Origin of the sequence: Streptomyces cyaneochromogenes (assembly GCF_003963535.1) — a bacterium.
GTDB classification, from domain to species: Bacteria; Actinomycetota; Actinomycetes; order Streptomycetales; family Streptomycetaceae; genus Streptomyces; species Streptomyces shaanxiensis.
Genome location: NZ_CP034539.1, coordinates 10,657,292 through 10,677,137, shown reverse-complemented (window position 1 = coordinate 10,677,137; position 19,846 = coordinate 10,657,292). Strand labels below are relative to the sequence as shown.

12 protein-coding genes are annotated in these 19,846 nt (G+C 67.5%); 5 read left to right on the top strand and 7 right to left on the bottom strand.

The annotated features are described in order from the left end of the window. Positions 1-394: 394 nt before the first annotated feature. From EJ357_RS47925 to EJ357_RS47900, 6 genes are all read right to left on the bottom strand, one after another. Entirely contained in the window at positions 395-1,873 is a 1,479-nt protein-coding gene (locus EJ357_RS47925) for an effector-associated domain 2-containing protein (protein WP_126387396.1), read from the bottom strand. Beyond that, positions 1,870-2,784 carry a CHAT domain-containing protein gene (locus EJ357_RS47920; protein WP_175647230.1) on the bottom strand — a complete coding sequence of 305 codons (915 nt, stop codon included), beginning with the start codon at positions 2,782-2,784 and terminating at the stop codon, positions 1,870-1,872. Before EJ357_RS47920 ends, EJ357_RS47925 begins: the two co-directional genes overlap by 4 nt. Before the next feature lie 308 nt (positions 2,785-3,092). After that, positions 3,093-3,713, bottom strand: a complete 621-nt coding sequence (locus EJ357_RS47915) for a hypothetical protein (protein ID WP_126387400.1) — start codon at positions 3,711-3,713, stop codon at positions 3,093-3,095. After that, positions 3,714-5,591: a DnaB-like helicase C-terminal domain-containing protein gene (locus tag EJ357_RS47910; RefSeq protein ID WP_126387402.1), complete on the bottom strand. Its 1,878-nt coding sequence runs from the start codon at positions 5,589-5,591 to the stop codon at positions 3,714-3,716. Between the two features lie 1,440 nt (positions 5,592-7,031). Beyond that, complete coding sequence (locus tag EJ357_RS47905; protein WP_126387404.1) at positions 7,032-7,979, bottom strand: helix-turn-helix domain-containing protein; 948 nt, start codon at positions 7,977-7,979, stop codon at positions 7,032-7,034. 2 nt (positions 7,980-7,981) lie between these two features. Beyond that, positions 7,982-8,242, bottom strand: a complete 261-nt coding sequence (locus EJ357_RS47900) for a hypothetical protein (RefSeq protein ID WP_126387406.1) — start codon at positions 8,240-8,242, stop codon at positions 7,982-7,984. Positions 8,243-8,637: 395 nt separating this feature from the next. Between EJ357_RS47900 and EJ357_RS47895 the strand changes: the two genes are divergently transcribed. Together EJ357_RS47895 and EJ357_RS47890 are read left to right on the top strand one after the other, a co-directional pair. Continuing rightward, positions 8,638-10,146 (top strand): toll/interleukin-1 receptor domain-containing protein, encoded by a 1,509-nt coding sequence (locus EJ357_RS47895; protein ID WP_126387408.1) that lies wholly within the window; start codon positions 8,638-8,640, stop codon positions 10,144-10,146. A gap of 182 nt (positions 10,147-10,328) precedes the next feature. Then, positions 10,329-11,300: a lipase family protein gene (locus tag EJ357_RS47890; protein ID WP_126387410.1), complete on the top strand. Its 972-nt coding sequence runs from the start codon at positions 10,329-10,331 to the stop codon at positions 11,298-11,300. 14 nt (positions 11,301-11,314) lie between these two features. On the opposite strand, the gene EJ357_RS47885 is transcribed toward EJ357_RS47890, so the two are convergent. Beyond that, entirely contained in the window at positions 11,315-11,734 is a 420-nt protein-coding gene (locus EJ357_RS47885; protein WP_126387412.1) for a hypothetical protein, read from the bottom strand. A gap of 108 nt (positions 11,735-11,842) precedes the next feature. Between EJ357_RS47885 and EJ357_RS47880 the strand changes: the two genes are divergently transcribed. The 3 genes from EJ357_RS47880 to EJ357_RS47870 are packed head-to-tail and all read left to right on the top strand — an operon-like array spanning position 11,843 to position 19,771. Then, positions 11,843-13,390: a vWA-MoxR associated conflict system protein gene (locus EJ357_RS47880; RefSeq protein ID WP_126387414.1), complete on the top strand. Its 1,548-nt coding sequence runs from the start codon at positions 11,843-11,845 to the stop codon at positions 13,388-13,390. Continuing rightward, positions 13,387-14,394: an AAA family ATPase gene (locus tag EJ357_RS47875; protein ID WP_126387416.1), complete on the top strand. Its 1,008-nt coding sequence runs from the start codon at positions 13,387-13,389 to the stop codon at positions 14,392-14,394. Before EJ357_RS47880 ends, EJ357_RS47875 begins: the two co-directional genes overlap by 4 nt. Beyond that, positions 14,387-19,771, top strand: coding sequence for an SAV_2336 N-terminal domain-related protein (locus EJ357_RS47870; RefSeq protein ID WP_126387418.1), 5,385 nt, complete (start codon positions 14,387-14,389; stop codon positions 19,769-19,771). Before EJ357_RS47875 ends, EJ357_RS47870 begins: the two co-directional genes overlap by 8 nt. Positions 19,772-19,846 lie beyond the last annotated feature (75 nt).

Genomic DNA, 19,846 nt, shown 5'->3' with positions numbered 1-19,846 from the left:
CCAACTTGAAGCGTTGCTGGAACCGGCGTTGGGCAACAACTGTGGCGTCGTCATGCAGGGCACCGGCTAGGGGCCGGTGCCCTGCATGACGACGCTAGTCACCCGGTAGCGGACAGCGGGTTCCGCAGTAGTGGTCCGCGTGAGAATGACATCGGCCCTTCGTCACTCATGCCAGCAACGAATTGGCACCACCCGTCAGCGTCAACACCCAGGTCACGCGCCTGCGCCACTGACGCACAGACGACGTTCAACTGGCACTCCCCTGCAGACCAACAGCGGTTCAGCGGGTGCGCAGCCACCACTCGAGGACGGCGACGGCTCCTGTGGAGCTGGCGAAGCCGCGAATGGCGCGGCGGCCGACTTCCCGCTTCGTTCGACTCAGGCGTAGCCCAAGTCAGTTGGAAGTATCGTGTCCGCACCGCCGTGTCAGCTCGCCAGCCACATGGTCGACGCGTTCCGTCTCCATGGACGGGCCCTCCAGCAGACGTACGGCCTCCAGTAGTTGGCCGAGCGTGCCCGGGTAGCGCAGGCAGGTCCGCACGATGCCGAAAAGGTCTATCCGCAGGTTGGCGGAGCGGGGGCTGGTTGCGGGGATCACGGGGTCGATGCTGTCGAGGAGGACGCTCATGCCGTTCGGGCTTCGCAGCAGCGGGAGGGCCGTCAATGCGTCGACGAGATCGGCAAGTTCGTGTAGCGGCAGGTCGGCGGGCAGGTCGGCAAACACGACGGCCTGGTTCGAGGTGCTGGTGACGTCAGCAGGGGCGAGTTCGTCGCGCGGGGGCAGGCCGGCGTCGTGCTGGAGCAGTTCCAGTTCCGCCGGGGACAGGAGGTCGTACCAGCGGTCCACCCTGCAGGCCGCCAGCCTGCCAATCCCGTCGGATCGGTGGTGAAAGCTCACCATGCCAACCAAGGCGCCGTCGCACCACACTGCGGCCCCGGACATGCCCTCCCACGGGGAGCGCTCTGGCGCGACGCCGACGGACGGTGGGGCGACGACCAGCTCCATTGTGGCCTCACGGCGGTTGGACAGAACTGAGATCGTTCCGCGCACAAGGCAGGAGTCGCGGTACACGATCTGCGTGGAACCGGGGTCTGTGCGGAGTTGGAACTGGGGGAAGCCGACAGCGCTGAACGGCAAGATCGCGTCGGCCTCTGGGATGGCGGCGTAGCGCGGCGAGACGATGGGGGGCAGGTTGGGCGGGACAGCTGTGATTTCCAGCAGTGCCAGGTCCGCCGCCTCGGACAGCAGGACGACGTGGGCGTCGGCGCTCCACTCCCCCGGCCGGTGGGCGTCGAAACACACCTGGACCGAGGCGGTCGGGCCAGCGACGACATGAGCGGCCGTCAGCACGTACACGGGCCCGACCCGGTATCCGGAACCGCGCCGTCCCGGCAGGCCTCCGGGCCGCAATACGATGATCTCGGCGACCTGTCCCGCCTCCATCCTTCGTACCGGTACCGGTGCGTTGGACCACGCTCGTGGGGCCAGCTTCACCACCCTCGTCCCGGCCTCCGCGGTCGCCGGTCCGACCTGGACAGGAACCTCCACCGATCCCATGACCACACCGTGGGACGTGAGCGGAGTCAGCCGGAGGGAATGCCTGCCGGACGTCGTCCGGGTCACCACCACAAACTCGGCCGGGCCGTAGGAGCCGCCGAAGCGGTGCAGCACGACACTCGCGTCATGGACCGCCTCAACACGGAAGTACCGCCCGCCATTTAGGAGGCAGGTAAATTCGATCTCCTCGTCCTCGAAGGGCCATGGCTCCCCGCCGGTGTCGACGAGGGCAAGGTCCACGGAGACCAGGAACGGCTCGCCAGCCACCACGGAGCGGGGCCAGGCGACGCGTGGTTTAACGCGCACGGTGGTCATGTCGATGCCTCACGGGCAGTGAGAGTGACCACGGTGCGCGGACTGCCGTAGTAGACATACATAAAGCGGTACAGCAACGGCAACAGGCGCCGCTGCTCCTCCTTACCGTCTACGTCCAGCAGATCTGCCGGGGTCAAATGGGCCACCGTTGAGCGCAGTTCGCGCAGGGCTACGGCGATCGGTGTGTGGGGGCGGGCACTGAGGAGTTGCAGGAGTTCGTCGGCCATCTGGTGGGCCTCCTCGTCTCCGATCGCGCCACTGGTGGCAAGTACGCCTGCCGCCCCGGAGCGCAGAAACAGCTCGGAGAAGCCGCGTTGGGTCTGGTCCGCGTACTCGCCCTCATCGGCGAGGAGCTGACCGGAATGGCAGGCGTTGAGGAAGACGAAGGTGGCGGCGGACGCCAGCCGTTCGAATGAGTTGCCGCCCTCCAGCATCACCAGGGGCACGTCACCGAGCAGGCAGTCGTCTTCCCCGCGCCCGAATGTGCCGTGACAGGCGACGTACACCATGCCCAGGGGGTCGCCAGCCGCCAATGCTTTGGGCAGGCCCCGCACCCCGGCGATGCCTTCGGATGCGTACGCGTGCAGGAGCCGGTCGTCGTGGCGCATGTCTTCGGCGATGTAGGCGGCGACGGGGCCTGCGCAGGTATGGGGCTCGGCGTACTCGCGTACGACGGACCAGGCGGCGTTGACGGTTAGCCAGCGTGTGAGCGTGATCAACCCGCCGAGCCAGCCGGCCCGTTGTGGGGAACGGGGCGGGGTGTCGAGCCAGAACAGTTCCCAGGGGATGCCGTAGCCCGTCTCATCCCAGATCACCAGTTCCAGGTCGTCGCCGTGCTCGCAGCGGCGGTCGTGCAGCCAGCGGGTGAGGTCGGGTTTTCCGCCCGGGCTCCTGGCACGTTCCGAGGGCACTCTCCTGTCAAAAAGTCCGATAGACGGGGCCTGCCCCATGCCGTACGCGGGGTGCGTTCTGTGCGGTAGGCGCCGAGTAGCCCGCGAAGTTAGTCCCGGCCGTGCCTGGTGGTCGGTGTGAGAATGACATGGTCCTTCGTCACTCAGCCAGCAACGAATGAGCACCACCCGTCAGCGTCAACACGCAGGTCACGCGCCTGCGCCACTGACGCACAGACGACGTTCAACTGGCACTTCCCTGCAGACCATCGGTCTTACGGGGCGCCGGCGCCGCTTTGGGTCGGTCAGGCCGGCCGCGGGCGGTCGTGTCAGGCGCCGATGCCGATGTAGGAGACGTAGGTGTAGGCGCCCCAGTCGGAGTCGAGTTCGGCGATGACGTCGTCCCAGAGGTCTTCCATGGTCTCCAGGTCGCTGGCGACGAGGGCGTCGACGGCGTCGTCCCAGATGTAGCGGACCTGCCGGTGCTGGATCCTCAGGTTGCTGCGGCGGCGTGGTTCGTCGACGGCGGTCTGGTTGACGGGGTGGATCTCGATGCGGGTGCCTCGGCCGCCTCGGTTGAGGTGCTGTTTGAGGGCTCCTGGGTTGGCGAGCACGTTGTGGGCGCGCAGGTTCCAGTAGGCGGTGTCGATCGCTTCGAGGCTGGCTGGGCGCGGGCGTTGGGTGCCGCGGGTCCAGGCGCGGATCGTGGCGGGGGTGGCGTGGATGCCGGCGTCGGCCAGGGCTTGGGGGCCGCCTTTGGTGGTGGTGAGGTAGCGCATGCGGGCTTTCAGGCCGCGGCGGGTGCCTACTGGGGATTTGATCCCGCCGTCGATGATCATGCGTTCGAGGGCGTCTTCGAGGGCACGGGCGAGGGCAATTTTGCCGTGGACGTTTCCAGGGTCGCGGTCTGCGCCGTAGTTGCCGAAGTTCTTCCAGCCGTCGGTCGACATCTATCGGGCGCTCTTCCTCGGCAGGGGGTACTGGTCTTTTTGTTTCATCTGGGTGGTGAGGCGGCCTTCGGTGAATACCGCGCGCCAGTCACCGGCGACGTGGAGTTCGTCGGTGCCGCGGACACGGACGACGCTCAGGCCGTTGCTGTGTGCCCGGTGGGATTTGTACCAGAGGTTTGCGAATGCCTGGGAGCGGATGATGTGCATCCAGTCGGGTCGGCGGATGTCGCGGTTGACGCTTGATTCTCCGATGGTGGAGGTGAATTTCGAGTACATGGCCTTGATGTATTCGACGGTCACCGTGTCGTCGGTTTCGAGGGCTTTGGTGCGGGCCTCGGTGAGGACGCGGCGGAATTTTTCCAGGAGGCCTTCGCTGGTGCCGGAGGTCCAGCACTCGGTGATGTGCGGGGTCTCGCACAGGCCGAGGCGGGCGCAGCGGATGAGGAGGCGGATGGTGGCGTCGTCGAGGAGGACGGGGCCGTCTTCGCGGCGGTTGCCGATGGGGTCGGGCAGGTGGGGGTGGTGCCAGGTGGGGCGGGTGGGGAGGCGGTAGATGCCGGAACGCTTGGGGTCGAAGCCGCCGTTGGGGTCGTGGATCAGGGCGCCGATGGGCAGGTGGGTCTTGAAGGCGGACAGGAAGCTGGCGTTGGTGTCGAGGGCGTAGACGGTGATCGGGGGGTGGGTGCCGTTTTGGAGGGCTTCCATGAGGTGGGTGTTGGTCCAGTTGTGGCGGCCTTCCCAGATTTCGTCGGCGCCGTCTTTTGTTTTCTTTCGGAGGAATTCGAGGGTTTCCGGGTAGACGGTGTGCTCGTAATTTCCGCCGACGCGGGTTGATTCGAACAAGGCCATTGCGTTCGGTACGGCCTTTTTCACCAGGGCTTCGGTTGCGGCGGTGACGTCACCGTCGTGGTCGTGGAGGGCTTCGTCGACGGCGCGGGTGATCATGCCGGTGAAGTAGCTGTAGTCCCGGTTTGCGTAGCCGCCCACGGGCGGAGGTGGAGCGGCGGTGCGGCGGGGCGATGGCCTGGGTGGGTCGGCTGTGTGGGCTGTCGGTGCGGGCTCGGTGGGTGTGGAGTCCGAGGTCGGGCTGTTGGGGGCTTGGAGAGGCGCCTGCGGGGTCTGTGCGGGGGTGTGCTGGGGCGCGGCCGGGGGTGTCTGTGGCTCTGGGGTGGGGCTGGCGTAGGGGTTGGTGGGGTCGGTGATGCGGGCGTGGGCGAGGTCGGCGTGGAGGGTGAGGGTGGCCTGGGGGCCGAGGTCGCGTTCGGTGATCGTGGTGTGGATCTGGTCGGCGTCGCGGGTCAGGGTGATGGTGATGTCGAGGCTGAGCGTGGCGATCAGCTGGGGGTCGTCGGTGTCGACGGCGGCGAGGACGGGGAGCTCGTGGGTGCGGGCCAGGTGGGCGAGAGCCTGGGCGGCGTCGGTGATCTGGGGCGGGCCGGACAGCGGCAGCCGGGGGTCTGCGGTGGTCTGAAGGCGGTCGACCACGACGAGGGCCAGGTCGGGCAGGTCGGGGACGCTCTCGGCGATCGCGTCGGTGGTCAGGTCGGTGCCGTCGTCGATGTACAGCGGGGCTTGGGCCAGGTGGTGGTGGAGGGCTGCGGCATCGTCCTGTTCGGTGGGGGTGAGGCGGCCGGCTCGCAGGCGGCTGTAGTCGACCGGCAGGTGCGCGGCGACGATCCGTGCGGCGACGTCGGCGCGGGTGAGTCCGGAGGCGGCGTACAGCACGGGTCGGTGCTGGTCGAGGGCGCTGGTGCGTGCGGCGGCGGTGGCGATCAGGCTGGATCCGGCGCCGGGAGCGGCTGCGACGAGGTAGAAGCGTCCGGGCTGCAGGCCGCCGAGGACGTCGTCCAGCGCGCGGATGCCGGTCGGCAGACCCATCTGGGGTGCGGGTGTGGTGGTTTCACCGGCGGGAGCGGCGGCCGGGAGGACGGTGTCGAGGGCCTGGGCGAGTACCGCCAGGCGTCGCGGAGTGCGCGGCGCGGTGAGGGCTTGTGGGCCGCTGGCCGGGATGGCGCTCTCGTGGCCGGAACCGGGCTCCGCGGGAGTGGAGGCCGGCGGGCTCGGCTCGGGCTGGCTCGGGGGAAGGGCAGTTGGCGCAGTGACCGGGTGCTGGAGTGCGGCAGGGCTGGGCGGCGGGGCGGTTGGCGCTGGGGCGGGGCCGGGTGCAGCGGAGGGTGTGGGGGTAGGTGCGGGCGTGTCTGGGGCTGCCGGAGCTGGCTGTGGTTCTGAGGGCGTGGTGGGTGCGGCGGCCGCTTCGGCAGGGGCAGTTGTCGGCGCGGGCGCGGGCTCTTCGGCCGCTTCGGCTGCCGTTGTGGTCGCAAGGGGATTCTGGACTGCTTGCTCGCCTTGAGGGGGTGAGGTGGAGTCCGGGGGTGCGGCTGGAGCTGCTGTGTCGGGTGCGGGTTCGGCTTGGGGTTCGGGCGGGATGAGCGTGCCGTCCGCGGTTGCGGGGAGCAGTACGGCGACGGGGGTCTTGTGGCGGCAGAGCACCTGGGGGTGGCCTTCAGCGCCGGACTGGATCAGATCCCCGAGCTTTTTGCGGGCGTCCGCGAAGCTGTGGGTCGTGGCTTGGGTGAGGTCCCAGCCCAGTTCGGTGGCGTGGGCGGGGGTGGTGAGCAGGGCATGGTGCGGGCCGCGGGTCAGGGGTGTGGTGTGCCCTTCGCTGGCAGCGTTGATCATCTGTCGGAGTTTGCTGCGGGCCTCGTGCAGCGTCGCCGGGCGGGCGGGTGCATGGGGGTCTTCACTCGGAGGGTCGTGAGGTGTTTCCGCAGCCGGATCGGCGGAGGCTGTTCCCGCCTCGGTCAACGGGCTGTCGGCAGCCTCGGGTTCACTGTCTGCTCCCTGTCGGCGGTCGGCGCTGGCAGAGAAGGTGGGAGTCGTCGGGAGATGCAGGGGCCAGGTCCCCGCCCAGTGTGGAGTCGGCTCGGTCGGCGATGCAGGAGCTGCGGGCGCGGCATCGTTGGCGGGGTTGTCCGGTACTGCAGCGGCGGAAGCTGCCTCACCGGCGGTGTGGGATGAACGCGAGGAAGGCACCTGAGGGCTCCAGGGCAGAAACGGCGAGCGGGTTTACGGGGAAGCCGAGCTTCGGCTTGGCGGCCGTCAGCAGGCGCGGCACACCGCGCCATCAAAATGTAACGCCACTTCACAGCCTAGCTGACGCTACATCACATTGACCAGATTTATGTAACGCCAACCTCTGAGATTATGTAACGCTGGCGTCGGACTCAAGAGTGCTCCCGAGTCCGGCCCTGCCATGCAGGAGGGATGGCAGTGGGCTGGAGACGCCAGGCAGTCGGCCCGGGGAACTGTCAGGCACGTTCAGTCGGCTCCGTGGGGGCTGTCGGGCTCCACCATGGCCCTCAGCCGGACGCGGAAGGCGGTCTGCTCGGCGGCCCGCGCCTGCTCCTCAGCCTCGCCCCCCGGCTCATCGTCCTCGTACTCCTCGTACTCCTCGACCAGCCATTCCTCTGCGGCTCGCTGGAACGCCCTCTCGCGCATGCGGTCCTCGTAGTCCTCGTACGTCTCGTCCGGCTGGATCTGACCGGTGCGGCGCTTGATCTCCTCGTCGCGCTCGCGGCGTTCGAGGTGCTCCTGCACGGCCGGGTGGGCGTCCGCGCACACGTACCCTCCCCACCGCCGGGGCGGCGGCTCGGGCGGTCGCCGGCGGTCTTCGATCCGGTTGAGGACCGTGTGCCACTGAGCGGTGTCCGGGGCACTCACGTCGAAGGCTTGCAGGAGCGCGGACAACTGCTCGCGGCTGGGCAGGGCCTTCCCGCTCAGGATCAGGTGGGCTGTCGAACGCGGCACACGGTGTCCGCCGGCTTTGGTCGCCTGCTCGATGGCGCTGTAAGAGGGCCGGCCGGCCCGCAGGCGCAGTCGGGCCAGTTCCTGGGCCAGGGATGCCTGGGTGCGGACCTGCCGGGTCCGTCGGGCCCGGCCTGACAGGTGCCGGCGTGCTTTCTCGGCCGCGGCTGCCTTCCACAGGCTCCGGGTTTTCGCTTCGCGCCACTGTATGGAGTAGCCGCCGGGGTCGCCGGCAGCGCGGGCGTAGGCGAGGACGGTCTCGAGCGGTGGCAGGTGTGTGCCGCGGGCGGCCTGGCTGAGGGTGGAGGCTCCGCGGAATCCCGGCGTGTTCGCTGGCCCGGTGCGCTCCGACAGGGTGGCGTAGGTGATGCGGGACTCGTCCTTGAGCTGGCGCAGGTACGCGGCCAGGGCCCGCAGCCGGGGGTGGGCGCTGGCGTCGACGGGCTTGGTGGGACGGCCCATTCTCACCGCCTGCGGCGGCGGGAGGGCCTGCCGAGTGCGCTCGGACGACGGCCGGTGATCAGGTCAGCCGCGGCAGCGGCCACCACGACCAGCGCGGCCGGAACGGGCCGGTTTCCGGCGGCCAGGGCTGCCGATGCCAGGACGACCACGACGACGACCACAACCTCGGGGATGCCGAGCCGGCTCTGCTGAGGGCGCTCCGGTAGGTGGGTGGAGCAGAATGCCGACGGCTCGGGGCTGGCGGGCAGGGGCAGGGCAGACATGTGCAACTCCAGGCAGGCAGGCACCCGACACCCAACTCGGGCGTTTCGGGGTGGGATTGATGCGGGGTCGTGCCCCGCCGTCGAGACCTCATGGTGCCGGTGTCGGCACCCTCGCGGCCAGTCGTATCAGCGTCCGTCCAAACCGACGTGTTCACCGGCGAACCAGGCGGGTTTGCCTTTCGTCCCTGCTCAGGGCCCCTGAAAAATTGAGTTAACCCGAAACCGTCCAAAGGCTCTGCGCCGTCCCGGGTGTGGCTAGGCAAGGTGCTCAGGCAGTACTGGCTGACCGCGTGCAGCCTTGTCCGAGGGCTGCGGCGTCACGTCGGCCGAGTCGCTGATGGCGGCCTGCTCTGAAACAACTCTCGGTGTCAGAGCCTGGATTTATCATCCGACCCATGAGCGACGAAGTGGCCAAACACGTCTTCATCTCCTACGTCCGTGAGGACTCGGATCGGGTGGATGGCCTGTGCGCTGTCCTGGAGGCGGCGCAGATCCCGTACTGGCGAGACCGCCAGGACCTCGGGCCTGGCGATGCCTGGAGAACCGAGATCCGCGCGGCGATCAGAGACGGATCGCTCGTCTTCCTGGCCTGCTTCTCGGACAATTCCAGGGCAAAGGGCAAGTCCTACATGAACGAGGAACTGTCGCTCGCCGTCGAGGAGTTACGTCTCAGACCGCCGGGACGTGTCTGGCTGATCCCGGTGAGATTCGACGCGGGAGCCGTCCCCGAATGGGACCTTGGGGCAGGACGCGTGCTGAGCGACCTCAACTACTCGGACCTGTTCGGGGAGGAGCACACGGCCAACGTGGTCAGACTCGTCACCACGATCAGTCGTCAGCTCGGTGAGAGAAGGCCCGACCCAGCCACCGCCCTGGCCGCCGTCGAACAGGCGAAGGCCACGGACCGAGTGGACCTCCTTCGAAGGCTCACCAAGGAGATGCTCCCCGAACCCTCGCGCCGCATCGAGTTGGACGATCTGATCTCACAGGAAGTCCAGCGTGTCCTCGCGGTCCTGAAAGACCAGGACCGCATGGCCGGGCCGCTGGGCGGCACGGACGAGGAGCAGATCGTTCGCATCGCCGAGGAGGCCCGAGAGCTTTGGACTCTCTCCGTGCCGTTGTGTGCGCCGCTCCAGGTCGCGTCACGATGGGGGACACCGGAATCGTTGACACCCTGGACGAACAGCATCCGGTCCTTCGTCGCGGCGGCCATCAAACAGGAAAGCGGGAATTCCGCGCTCGTTGGTCTTCGGCACATCCCCGGCATGGTGAGCATCATGACGGCCGCGCTCGCCTGTACGTCGAGTGGCAACTGGGCCAACCTCAAGTCGCTTGTCGTCGACCCCTCGGTCAGGGACCGCTACGAACAGAAACCGGCGCCGGTCATCGACATGACGGACCCGCACCAGGCGTTCGGCAGCACCACGGACTTGATCTCCAACGCCCTCGCACGCGCCACCCTGACCGGGAGGGATTTGGGCGACTCGTTGAAGGACTTCACAGAACGCAACAACGGCCGGTATCACACACCGATTGCCGAGTGGCTCCACCAGATCCTTCGCCCGGTCTTCTCTGACCAGTTGCCGGACGATGACACCTACAGCGCGGAGTTCGACAGGGCCGAGGCGGTGCTCGGGGTGCTCGCGCAGGACGTGACGAACGTGCGCGCGGCCGCACACCCGGAAGGGAGGTCGTGGAGCCGCACCCACTGGTACGGACGGTCGACGTGGCGGTCCAACCATCATGGCAACCCAGTCGCCGACCTCGTGTACGAGTTCGAGACTCAGGGCGCCCAGTGGGGCCCGCTCAAGGGCGGTTTGTTCGGCGGCGACGAGGAACGTGCGCGCTCCGCGTTGGAGGCCTACCAGACGTCCTTCAACAGAGTCGCAGGGCGGCAGTTCTAGTAAGGACCGGGGCAGCTTCCTCTCATCGGATTCAGGCGTGGGTTCCCCGAAATGGGGCGCGCGTGTTGACGGATGCCGAAGCGTGGCAGCTGAGCAATGTTTGTCATGTGCGGAGGTTCAGGCACGTCCTTGGCTCCTCACAAGGCAGGATGGTCTTCGTACAGTAAGGCCGGGGGAGGCTCGTGGTGGGGACGGCAAATCCGCAGCTCGTGTTCGTTCACGGGATCGGTGGACTCCGCGACGCGGAGGCGGAACGACAGCAATGGCTCCGGGCGCTGGCCACCGGTGTGCGGGCGGCCGGACGGGCGGAGTTGGTCTCGGCGCTCACCCAAGGCTGGCTCGCGGATGTGCGTTTCGCGGACTACAGCGATCTGTTCAACGCCCGAGGAGCCCAGGGAGGCGCGCCGGGGGGCGAGTTGGATCCGTCCGACGAGCAGGTGCTCTCCGACTTGCTGAAGGCGATGGTGGATGAACTCGCCGAGCAGTATCCACCGGATTCCGGTACACGCGACGCCAGGTTCATCGAACAGGCCCGGCACCAACTTGATGCGGTCTCCTCCGACGGCCGCGCGCAGGGCGTGGGCGAGTCCGGGCGGCGACTGGTGGCGGTGACCACGACGCTGCTCCAGCTGCCCGGTCTTCGCCAAGGTGCCCAATGGGCGGGTGGTCAGGCTTTCGCGCTGCAGCTCTCCCAAGTCGCACGCTACTTGAACCGCCACGGTGACAGGGCCGCGCTTGGGGCGGCCATCCGCTCCCGGGTGCTGGAGGGACTGGATCCCACTCGGCCGCTCGTCGTGGTCTCACACTCCCTGGGCACCGTTGTGGCCTACGAAGCTCTGCACGAATACGAAGGGCCGGTGGCCCTGTGGGTGACGCTTGGTTCCCCTCTCGCGCTCGGCGGCGTGGTCCTGCAGCGCCTGGTGCCGCGGCCGCCGTCCTGCCCGGAAGGGGTGGGGGCGTGGCACAACTTCTGGGACCGAAACGACGTCGTGGTCGGGCGTCCGCGGCTGGCGGACTGGATCGCGCCGAGCGCCAGAGGGGTAAAGGCACAGACCGCGCCCGTGAAGTCCGGTGGGTTGTGGACCCATACAGCTACTAAGTACCTGGAACATGCGGAGGTGGCCGGGCCGATCGCGGAAGCTCTTCTGCCGTGACTGGCCTCGCCACATCAGCGGCACCCCGCCATGTGCTGGTGGTGGGTGCCCAGTGCAGCGGCGCGGAGGAACTGCCGGGCCTGGAAGACGCGGCGCGCCGTCTTCACCGCGCGCTGGTGGACCCGGATCTCGGTGCCTGCGTCGACCGGGGTGAAGGCGAAGCAGGGTCGCTGCTCGTGGGCACTGGCCTGGGCAAAGAGGTTGTCGGAACGGCGATCGCCGCGGCAGCCGATCGGGCGAAGGAGGACCGTGGCCCGCTCGTCCTGGCGTTGCTGGGCCATGGAGTAGGTGGCTGCGGTGGCCCGCTGTACTTCGTCACCTCGGGAAACGCGCAGGACGGACTCGTCCACCAACTGGATGTGTCGTCCACGATCGGTGCGGTGACGAACGAGAATGGACTCGATGGCCTGATAGTCATCGTCGACACCTGCCACGCGGCCGCCTCACTGGTGGGTCCGCAGTCCGTGACAGCCGGAGTCCAGCAAGGCACGGTGCGCGTGTCGGTTCTTTTCGCTGCTTCCGCACATCAGTCGGCATTGGACATGAACCTGAGTGTCCAGCTTGCCGAGCTGCTGGAGCACGGGGTGACGAATGCTGAGGAGTTCCTGACCGTCGACGCTCAGTTGATCAAGGAGCTGCGTGGCCGTATCCACACCCAGGAGCCCGGCAGTTACACCTTCGACGGCACCCCTGGTGACAGTGAATCGCTGTGGCTGGCCCGCAACGCCCAGGCCGCCGCGCGACGCTCCGCCGGCTCTCTTGGTGCCGTCGCGTGCGAGAGGCTGGCCAAGCTGCTGCGTCCGCTGGAAGGCACGGAAGGCATCCACAGCAGGGAACAGCTCACGGACTGGCTCAGCGGGCTGGAACAGGAACGTGTCGGCCACCCTGCGGTCCAACGCGTCCTGGAGTTCGAGCGTGATCTGGACCTCTGCACATACGCCGTAGCCGTCCTCGAGGAGGTCTTCGGGGGTGCTCTGACGGACGACTTGCTCCGCAAGGCGGCGGCCCGCGCCGGATTCCCCTTGAAGGTGGTGGTCCGGGTGCCCTGCCCGTCCTTGCGTGACCTGGTCGAGCACGCAGTCCTCGACCAGTCGGCCATCACCACGGCAGGACAGCACCGGATACTGGTGCATTTCGTCGCCGCCCTCGCTCACCTGCTCAGTCCAGCAGATCTTCTTCCGCAGCAACTGACCACCTGGGCGGCCAAATCGGCAGCCACCATCGCTCTGAACAGCCGGCTGAAGGAACTGAGCGGAGCGACGCCCCGCCTGGTCCTGGTCGCCGCCGACGACGGCGGTGAAGACGTCACCCGTGTGGAGGCATCGCTTCTCTTCGGCTCGGCCGTGGTGCACGCAACAGAATTCCCGTGCGAGCCCGGGCGAGTTGGCCTGGTGTCCGCACTGGAGGATGCCCGAGGGTGGGCGCTGTCCTGGCTGGGAGCGGCGGGCGAGCAGTTGGTGCGGGTCGATGTGTCAGTCCCGACCCTTCTGCTTTTGGACTCCTCCCCGGAGGAGTGGCGAGTGGTCCGCAAGAGACGGATGCTGGGCGTCGACTACGACGTCACGACACGCTGGTCGGGCCTGCTGACACCCCCGTCCGGCGTCAGTCTCGACGACATGCTGCACGCTGGGAGCCAGTTGCTGTCCTCCTTGCAGGCCAAGGTTCAGGCCGGACCGTCGTGGCTCAGCTCCGGTGACCTCAGCAGCGTCGAAGCGCTGCAGGAGTTACTCGACCGTCGTCGTATGGGCGGCTGCGTGTGGGGAGTGAGCACTCTGCCGACGAAGGACTTCGACCTCATGCTGGAGGAACTCCTGATCCACACCCCGGCCCTGATCTGGCCCCGGCGTGAGGGCGTCTCCGACACGCAGGCGCTTCAGGACGCGGTCGCGGAGCACTGGCAGTCACTGCCGGAGAAAGTCGTCCGCGCCTTCAAACAGCGGCTGGAGAACGGACTGGGTGAAGACGTTCCCGGTCATCTGGCTGATATCCGTACGACATGGCACGACGCGCACTGGCAGGACTTCTGCCAGCGACGCGCCGGCCGGGCGGTCGTCGCCCCGCAAGACGTGACGCCGAAGGAGCAGGCATGAACTGGACGCCGTACTACACGGGTACGGGGAGCGTCCCCGAGCAGCCTCAGCAACTGCCTCCCCCGCCTCCGTGGCGCGCGCCGACGGGCAAAACCGGCGCTACGGACGCCGTGCCGTCATCTTCCCCGGCGAGCACCTACCAGGCGGACCCCGGACTGGTCGACGCGGTCAATGCCGCACTCCATCTGCGTCGGCCCCTGCTGTTGACCGGGCCGGCCGGCTCGGGTAAGTCCTCCGTCATCGAGCAGATCGCTACCGAACTCGGGCTCGGGAGTGTGCTGCGCTGGCACATCACCTCCCGCAGCACCCTCGCCGACGCGCTCTACCGCTACGACGCCCTGGGGCGTATCCACGCCTATAACCTCCGCGCCATCGGCCGTCCCGTCGCGTCCAGGGGGCGAGTGGCACGCCGGTCCACCCGTTCCGCGCGCGACGACATCGGGGACTTCGTCCAACTCGGCCCTCTCGGTACTGCCTTGGTGCCCGGCCGTCTCCCCCGCGCCCTGCTGATCGACGAGATCGACAAGAGCGATCTCGACCTGCCGAGCGACCTCCTCGACGTCCTGGAACGCGGCCGTTTCGAGATTCCCGAACTTGCCCGGCACTCGAAGAGGCACGTCACCGTCCGCACGGCCGATCCCGGCGTTCGGCATGAGGTCGAAGACGGCCTGGTGGAGTGCGAGCAGTTTCCGGTCATCGTCCTCACGAGCAACGGTGAACGCGACTTCCCGGCCCCGTTTCTGCGGCGCTGTGTGCGGTTCGACATGCCCGCCCTCACCGTCTCGACCCTCACCAGCATCGTCGAGGCTCACTTGGAGAAGGTCGAGGAGGACACCACCGATGCCCTGGTGAACGCTTTCGTGGACCGGCTGAACCGCGGCGAGAACCTCGCCGTCGACCAGTTGCTGAGCGCCGTCCATCTCCTGCGCGGCAGCCGCGTGCAGGACGAGGAGCAGCGGACGCGGCTGCAGGAGCTGTTGCTGCAAGGGCTCGGGCGTGGCTGAGAACCGTGCCGCACGGCTGCTGGCCGCCTTGGCCCATGCCGGCCCGGGCGACATCAGCGACGGCGCGGAGGGCGACATCCGGGATGCCCTCGACGCTCTTCTTCTCGCCGCGGCCAGATCCGGCATCAGCTGGACCGGTGGCATCGCCGCCGACCTGCTTCCGGCCGACGAAGAGTCACTCGCCGAGGTGCCCCTTCAGCCCGAACCGGGACCGGACGACTCCTGCGACGATCCGCCGGCCTCTGAATCAGCTTCGGACGCAAGCCCTCCTGGGACCGCCTCGGTCTGGCTGAAGGACGACAGCAGCACTCACTCGGTGCCCGGCCGGCCCCTGAGCATTGGCCGCGCCCCAGCCCTGCCGAACGCGCTCGACATCGGCCGCGCCCTGCGCCCTCTGCGCCGCTTCCGGCCGTCCCGGGTTCACCGCCGTCTCGACCTGGGCGCCACCGTCGATCACTACACCCGCACCGGTGTGCTCGTCCCCCAGCTCGCGCCTGCTGCAGAACCCTGGCTGGAAGCCGTCGTGGTTGTGGACCGCGGCACTTCCATGGCCGTCTGGGACGAGACCTCACGCGCACTGACCAAGATGCTGCGCGCTCTGTCTGCCTTCCGCAGTGTCCGCGTATGGCACCTTGAGCACCCGCCTCAGGCCCCGCCTGTTCTCCACAATCACCACGGCCGCCCCCTCCCTCTGGATCCATCCGACCCCCGGCATATCCAGCCGGACCACCGGCTCCTGCTCGTTGTTTCCGACTGCGCGGCTCCCGCCTGGCGCCGTAGCGACCTGTGGCAGACACTCCACACCTGGGGCCGCACCGCCCCCGTAGCCTTGATCAATCCGCTCCCCAAACGCCTCTGGCACCGCTCCGGTCTCGACCTGCCCCGTACCACCGCCACCGCGTCTATCCCGGCATCGCCCGGACGGCTCCTCGCCTACCGCCGTCCCCGCCTCTTCCGCGACGACGCCCCAGGGACGCAGCCCTGGCAGGCACTGCCCGTACTGCAGCTGGATGCCCACCAGGTCCTCGCCTGGACACGGGCCACGATGCGCACCGACCCGAGCGGCTGCGAGGCTGTCCTCGTCCCCGCCTCAGGACGCGTACCCTCCAGGAACCGCAGTCCGCAGCCGAGTACCGTGGCGTCCGGTGCGCCGGCAACTGACACTCACGTCACCGCCGCGGCAGAGGCCTTCACGGACAGCCTGCACTCCCCCGCCGTCCGGCTGGCGATCGCCGCCTCGTCACTGGACGCGTTCACCCTCCCCGTTCTCGACGTGATCCGCGAGCGCATCGTTCCCGAGGCCGCCCTGGCCGACACCGCGGAGTTCCTCACCGCCGGCCTGCTCACGGCAAGCCGTCACGAGGACGCGGACATCGTGTACCGGTTCCACCCGGCCGCGGCGGAACATCTGCGCGGAATGCTCAGCCGCGATCAGGCGTGGGACACGCACTTCGCCCTCACCGACCACCTCGCAGCCCACCCTCAGGTCCCCCACGGAATCGTCGCCGCGCTGCACTCCCCCAACAGCAAGGAGATGCTGCCCACCGGGCTTCGGCCCGTCGCCCAAGCGGCTGCGGCAACAGCGCGACTCCTCGGAATCGAGACCCCCGGCCCTCGCACGAACACTGAACAGGCCAGCCTCGCGCGCGAGCCCTCCCGTGACGAGAAAGACGACGTTCAGCAGACTCCCGCCTCAGGTACCCCGGACGATCTCCAAGAGCCGGACCCGAACGAGGAAGTCACCCCGGACAGCCTCCAGACCGACGGGGCACTCGTTCTGCGGGTCCACCAGCGCGACATGCTTGATCGTCTGAACACCGAGCGCGAGAGCCACGGCTGGCACCGCAACCTCCTGCTCGCTCCCCCCGGTACCGGCAAAACCATCATGTCCGCCTTCGACTACAAGCGCCTGCGCGAGCAGCACCAACGGGACCTGCGCCTCCTCTTCATTGCGGACAACGAGGAAGCGCTGTACCAAGCGCGGCAGGCATTCCGGAATGTCCTGATGACCCCGGACTTCGGAGAGCCCCTGCATGGCGCCAGGTTGAATCCTCCGTTCTGGAATCATGTGTTCGCCACGGTGCCGGCTCTCAGCCGGGTCATGGACGAGTTGTCCCCTGATCACTTCGATGTGATCGTCATCGACGAGTTCCGTGGAGGATCATGGTCGATGTATCTGAGCGTCCTGGACCGCTTCATGCCGCAGGAGTTGCTCGGGCTTTCTGCGGCTTCCGAGCATGAGCACGGCCTGAGCATCCACGATGTGTTCTTCGGCGGGCGTATCGCTGCGGAGATGCGTCTTCAGGATGCGCTGGAGGATGACCTCCTGAGTCCCGTCCACTACTTCGGCATTGCGGACGGCACCAACTTCGAACCGCTGGAATGGAAGCAGGGAAGGTACGACCGGGCTTCACTTGACGCTCTGCTGACTGCCGACCACTCACGAGCGCGGGTAGTCATCAACGCCGTCCGGGACAGGGTTGCCGACGTGGGGGCCATGCGGGCGGTCGGCTTCTGCGTGTCCGTGGCACACGCAGAATTTATGACTCGGTACTTCCGTGACGCTGGCTTCCAGGCCATGACTCTCACCGCGTCGAATAACCCCGCAGCCCGTCAGGAGGTGCTCGCCTCCCTCAGAAGCGGCGACTTGCATGCTGTCTTCTGCACTGCCGCCTTCGGTGAAGGCCTCCGACTCCCTCAGGTGGACACCCTGCTCCTGCTGCATCCGGTGTCGAGCGGCATGCAGTTCGTGCGGCAGGTGGGGGTTGCCCTTGCTCGCAGCCCGGGCAAGGCTGTACTCACCGTGCTCGACTTCATCGGGGCCCACCGAAAGGAGTTCCGCCTCGACGCCCGGTTCCGGGCCATGACGAGTCTGCCGGGGAGGGAGCTACTCCACCACCTTGAGCACGGCCTCCCCCAGCTCCCTGCCGGGCCCACGATCATCCTCGACGAGATGGCCAAGAATCTCGTCATCGACAGCCTCAGCGAGCAGATGCGGGGCACCAACACGGACGCTGCAGGCGACAGCTGGCAGGTGGACGACGGCCGACAGCCCGGGGAAGAGCGGCCGGTGGCGCCAGCGGCGGAACTGCCGACGGCCTCCGAGCGGGCTTCCGGTGCTCCAGAAACGGGCCGGGGGCGGGCTTTCGATCCGTCCCCGCGTGTCGTCATGGTGACGGGGAGACGCAGTCCGGACACAATATCCGAAGCTGGCATCATACTGACGCCCCGTCTCGTGCTCACGTGCGCTCACATGTCGGATGAAGCGCTGTTGCGGATCGTGCGCACAGACGGCAAGGAGATCCCTTGCCGAACCGTGTGGAGAGGGTCGGGGGACCTGGACGCCGCCCTGGTGGTCACGGGCGAGAACATCCTCGAAAGCCATGATTGGGAGCGGCTTCTACCGTCCCGGCTGAGTTGGGGGCGCATCCCTGATGGATCCGCATCATCCGTGCGAGTCACTGGCCTTGGGCGGATCGGCGGATGGACTGGGCTGCGTGGGCTGGCTCGGCCAGTCAGTATGGGGCTCGTTATCGAAGGCACTAAGTCCCTCGACAGGGGCACGTTGACGAAAATGTCGGGCGCGCTGGTGTCCTGCGACGGCTTCTTCGTGGGCATGGTCACCGGGCGGCACCGACAGCGTCCTCTACTCATGGCAGTGTCTGCTGCCCGTCTCCTCCAGGATCAGGGATTTCGCCAGACCCTGGCCACGCACATGACGACGCCGTACGAGCTGGAGGACGTAGGAGGCGAGTTGGCCGCCGATTCCCGGCGGTGGCCATCTGCCCTATGCCTTGCCCTCGAAGCGCGCGCTGTCAGCTCCCGTCAGAACACAGACACTCCTCACCTGACACCGACGTCAACGCAGGACATCAGGCATTCCCTGACCGAAAGCATGCGCCGCGCAAGTACCGACGGTGTAGTCCGCGCAGTGACAACTGACGAGAGAACAGATCTGCTGATGGCACTGAACGGCCCTACGGCCGTTCGGGACATGGGCCGAGTGCTGGCCGAACTGCAGAGCGCTGCCGTCACCCATCATTTGTTGATCGGCGTCGGGGCCTCCATTGGTGAGGTCACGGACACCCACTTGAGCCTTGTCGGTGAAGCCGTGTCGGAGGCCTCGCGGCTTGCCCACAACACGTTCTATACGGAGCAGTCGTTCCAGGCGGCACGCTTCCCCGACTCACCTGTGCACTTCGCCGTGTCCGACGCCCTGCGCATCCTGATCGGGGAGATGTTCGGTCCGGCCTGGAAGGACCTTTTCGTGCCGCTCGGACCACGTGCCCAGGATCGCCAACCCGACTGGGTGTACGAGGGTTCCATCGAGCAGTTGGTAAGGCCACTCACCGCTGTTTCGACCCGGAGGCCTACTTCTTCGCTGGTCAATTCCTATCGAAGCTGGCTGGAAACCAAGAATAAAGCCCGCGCCGACGCGGAGGAGAAGGTCAGCGAATTCCGGAGAAGGGAAGCCGACTATCGCGCAAGGGCCGCAAGGGAACGGACGGCCGCTGGCAAGACCAAGAATGTCAACAACCAACGGGTCAGACTGCGCAGCGCGCAGGTGTTCGAGGACCGTGCGGACAAGGCCGCTCGCGATGCTCAGATTTGGAGCGCGAAGGAGGCCCAATACGGCAGGGAGGCAGCGCACCTTGGGGCGCAGCTCATGAAGGAAGAGCGGGCCGCTGGCCTTGCTGCTGCCGGTGAGGTCGCGGCCGGGATCTTTACATCAGTAGCGGACGGGCACATACACACAACACGAAGGGAGCTTCGGAGACCAAGCCCGGAGAAACTGCGAGTGCTGTTGTTGGGCACTGCCTCTGACAGCAGACGGGAGCAGCTGAGGACCCTTGCGGCAGTGCGGAGCGCCACGCACCGCGTCTTGGTCGAGTTCGTTAGCCGACCGACGGCTGCTGACGCGTTCTTGGAGGCACTGAACCAGTTCCGCCCACACATCGTGCACTTGAGCGGCGGCAGGGGACAGGATCTGATCGCCTTGGGGCAGGGCGACGAGGGCTTCCACGATCAGCCCATGCTCACCCCCGACGTCTTCGCACGGACCATCGCAGCCGTCGACGACAAGCCGCTGGTCGCGCTGTTCAACAGATCCTTTTCCGGCGCCCAGCTCGGTAGCCTCGTCGACGCTGTCCCGTTCGTCATCAGCATGTCTGACTCCATCGGTGACGTCGACGCCCTGACCTACGCCGCCCGGTTCTACGCTGCGCTTGCTGCCGGCGAGTCCGTCCAGGCTGCTCACCTCCTCGGCCGGACCGCCGTCGAAATGAGCGGCCTGCCTGAGCACGACCTGCCAGTCCTAAGTTGTGCCAAGGATGTCGATTCCCGCACTACGAAGCTGGTGAAGCCACTCCCGGGGTAGGGCTTCTGGAACACGAGTCGCGCAGGCGTGGCCGGCCGGCACGCGATCGCCTCGGTGCACAGATACGTTGGACGC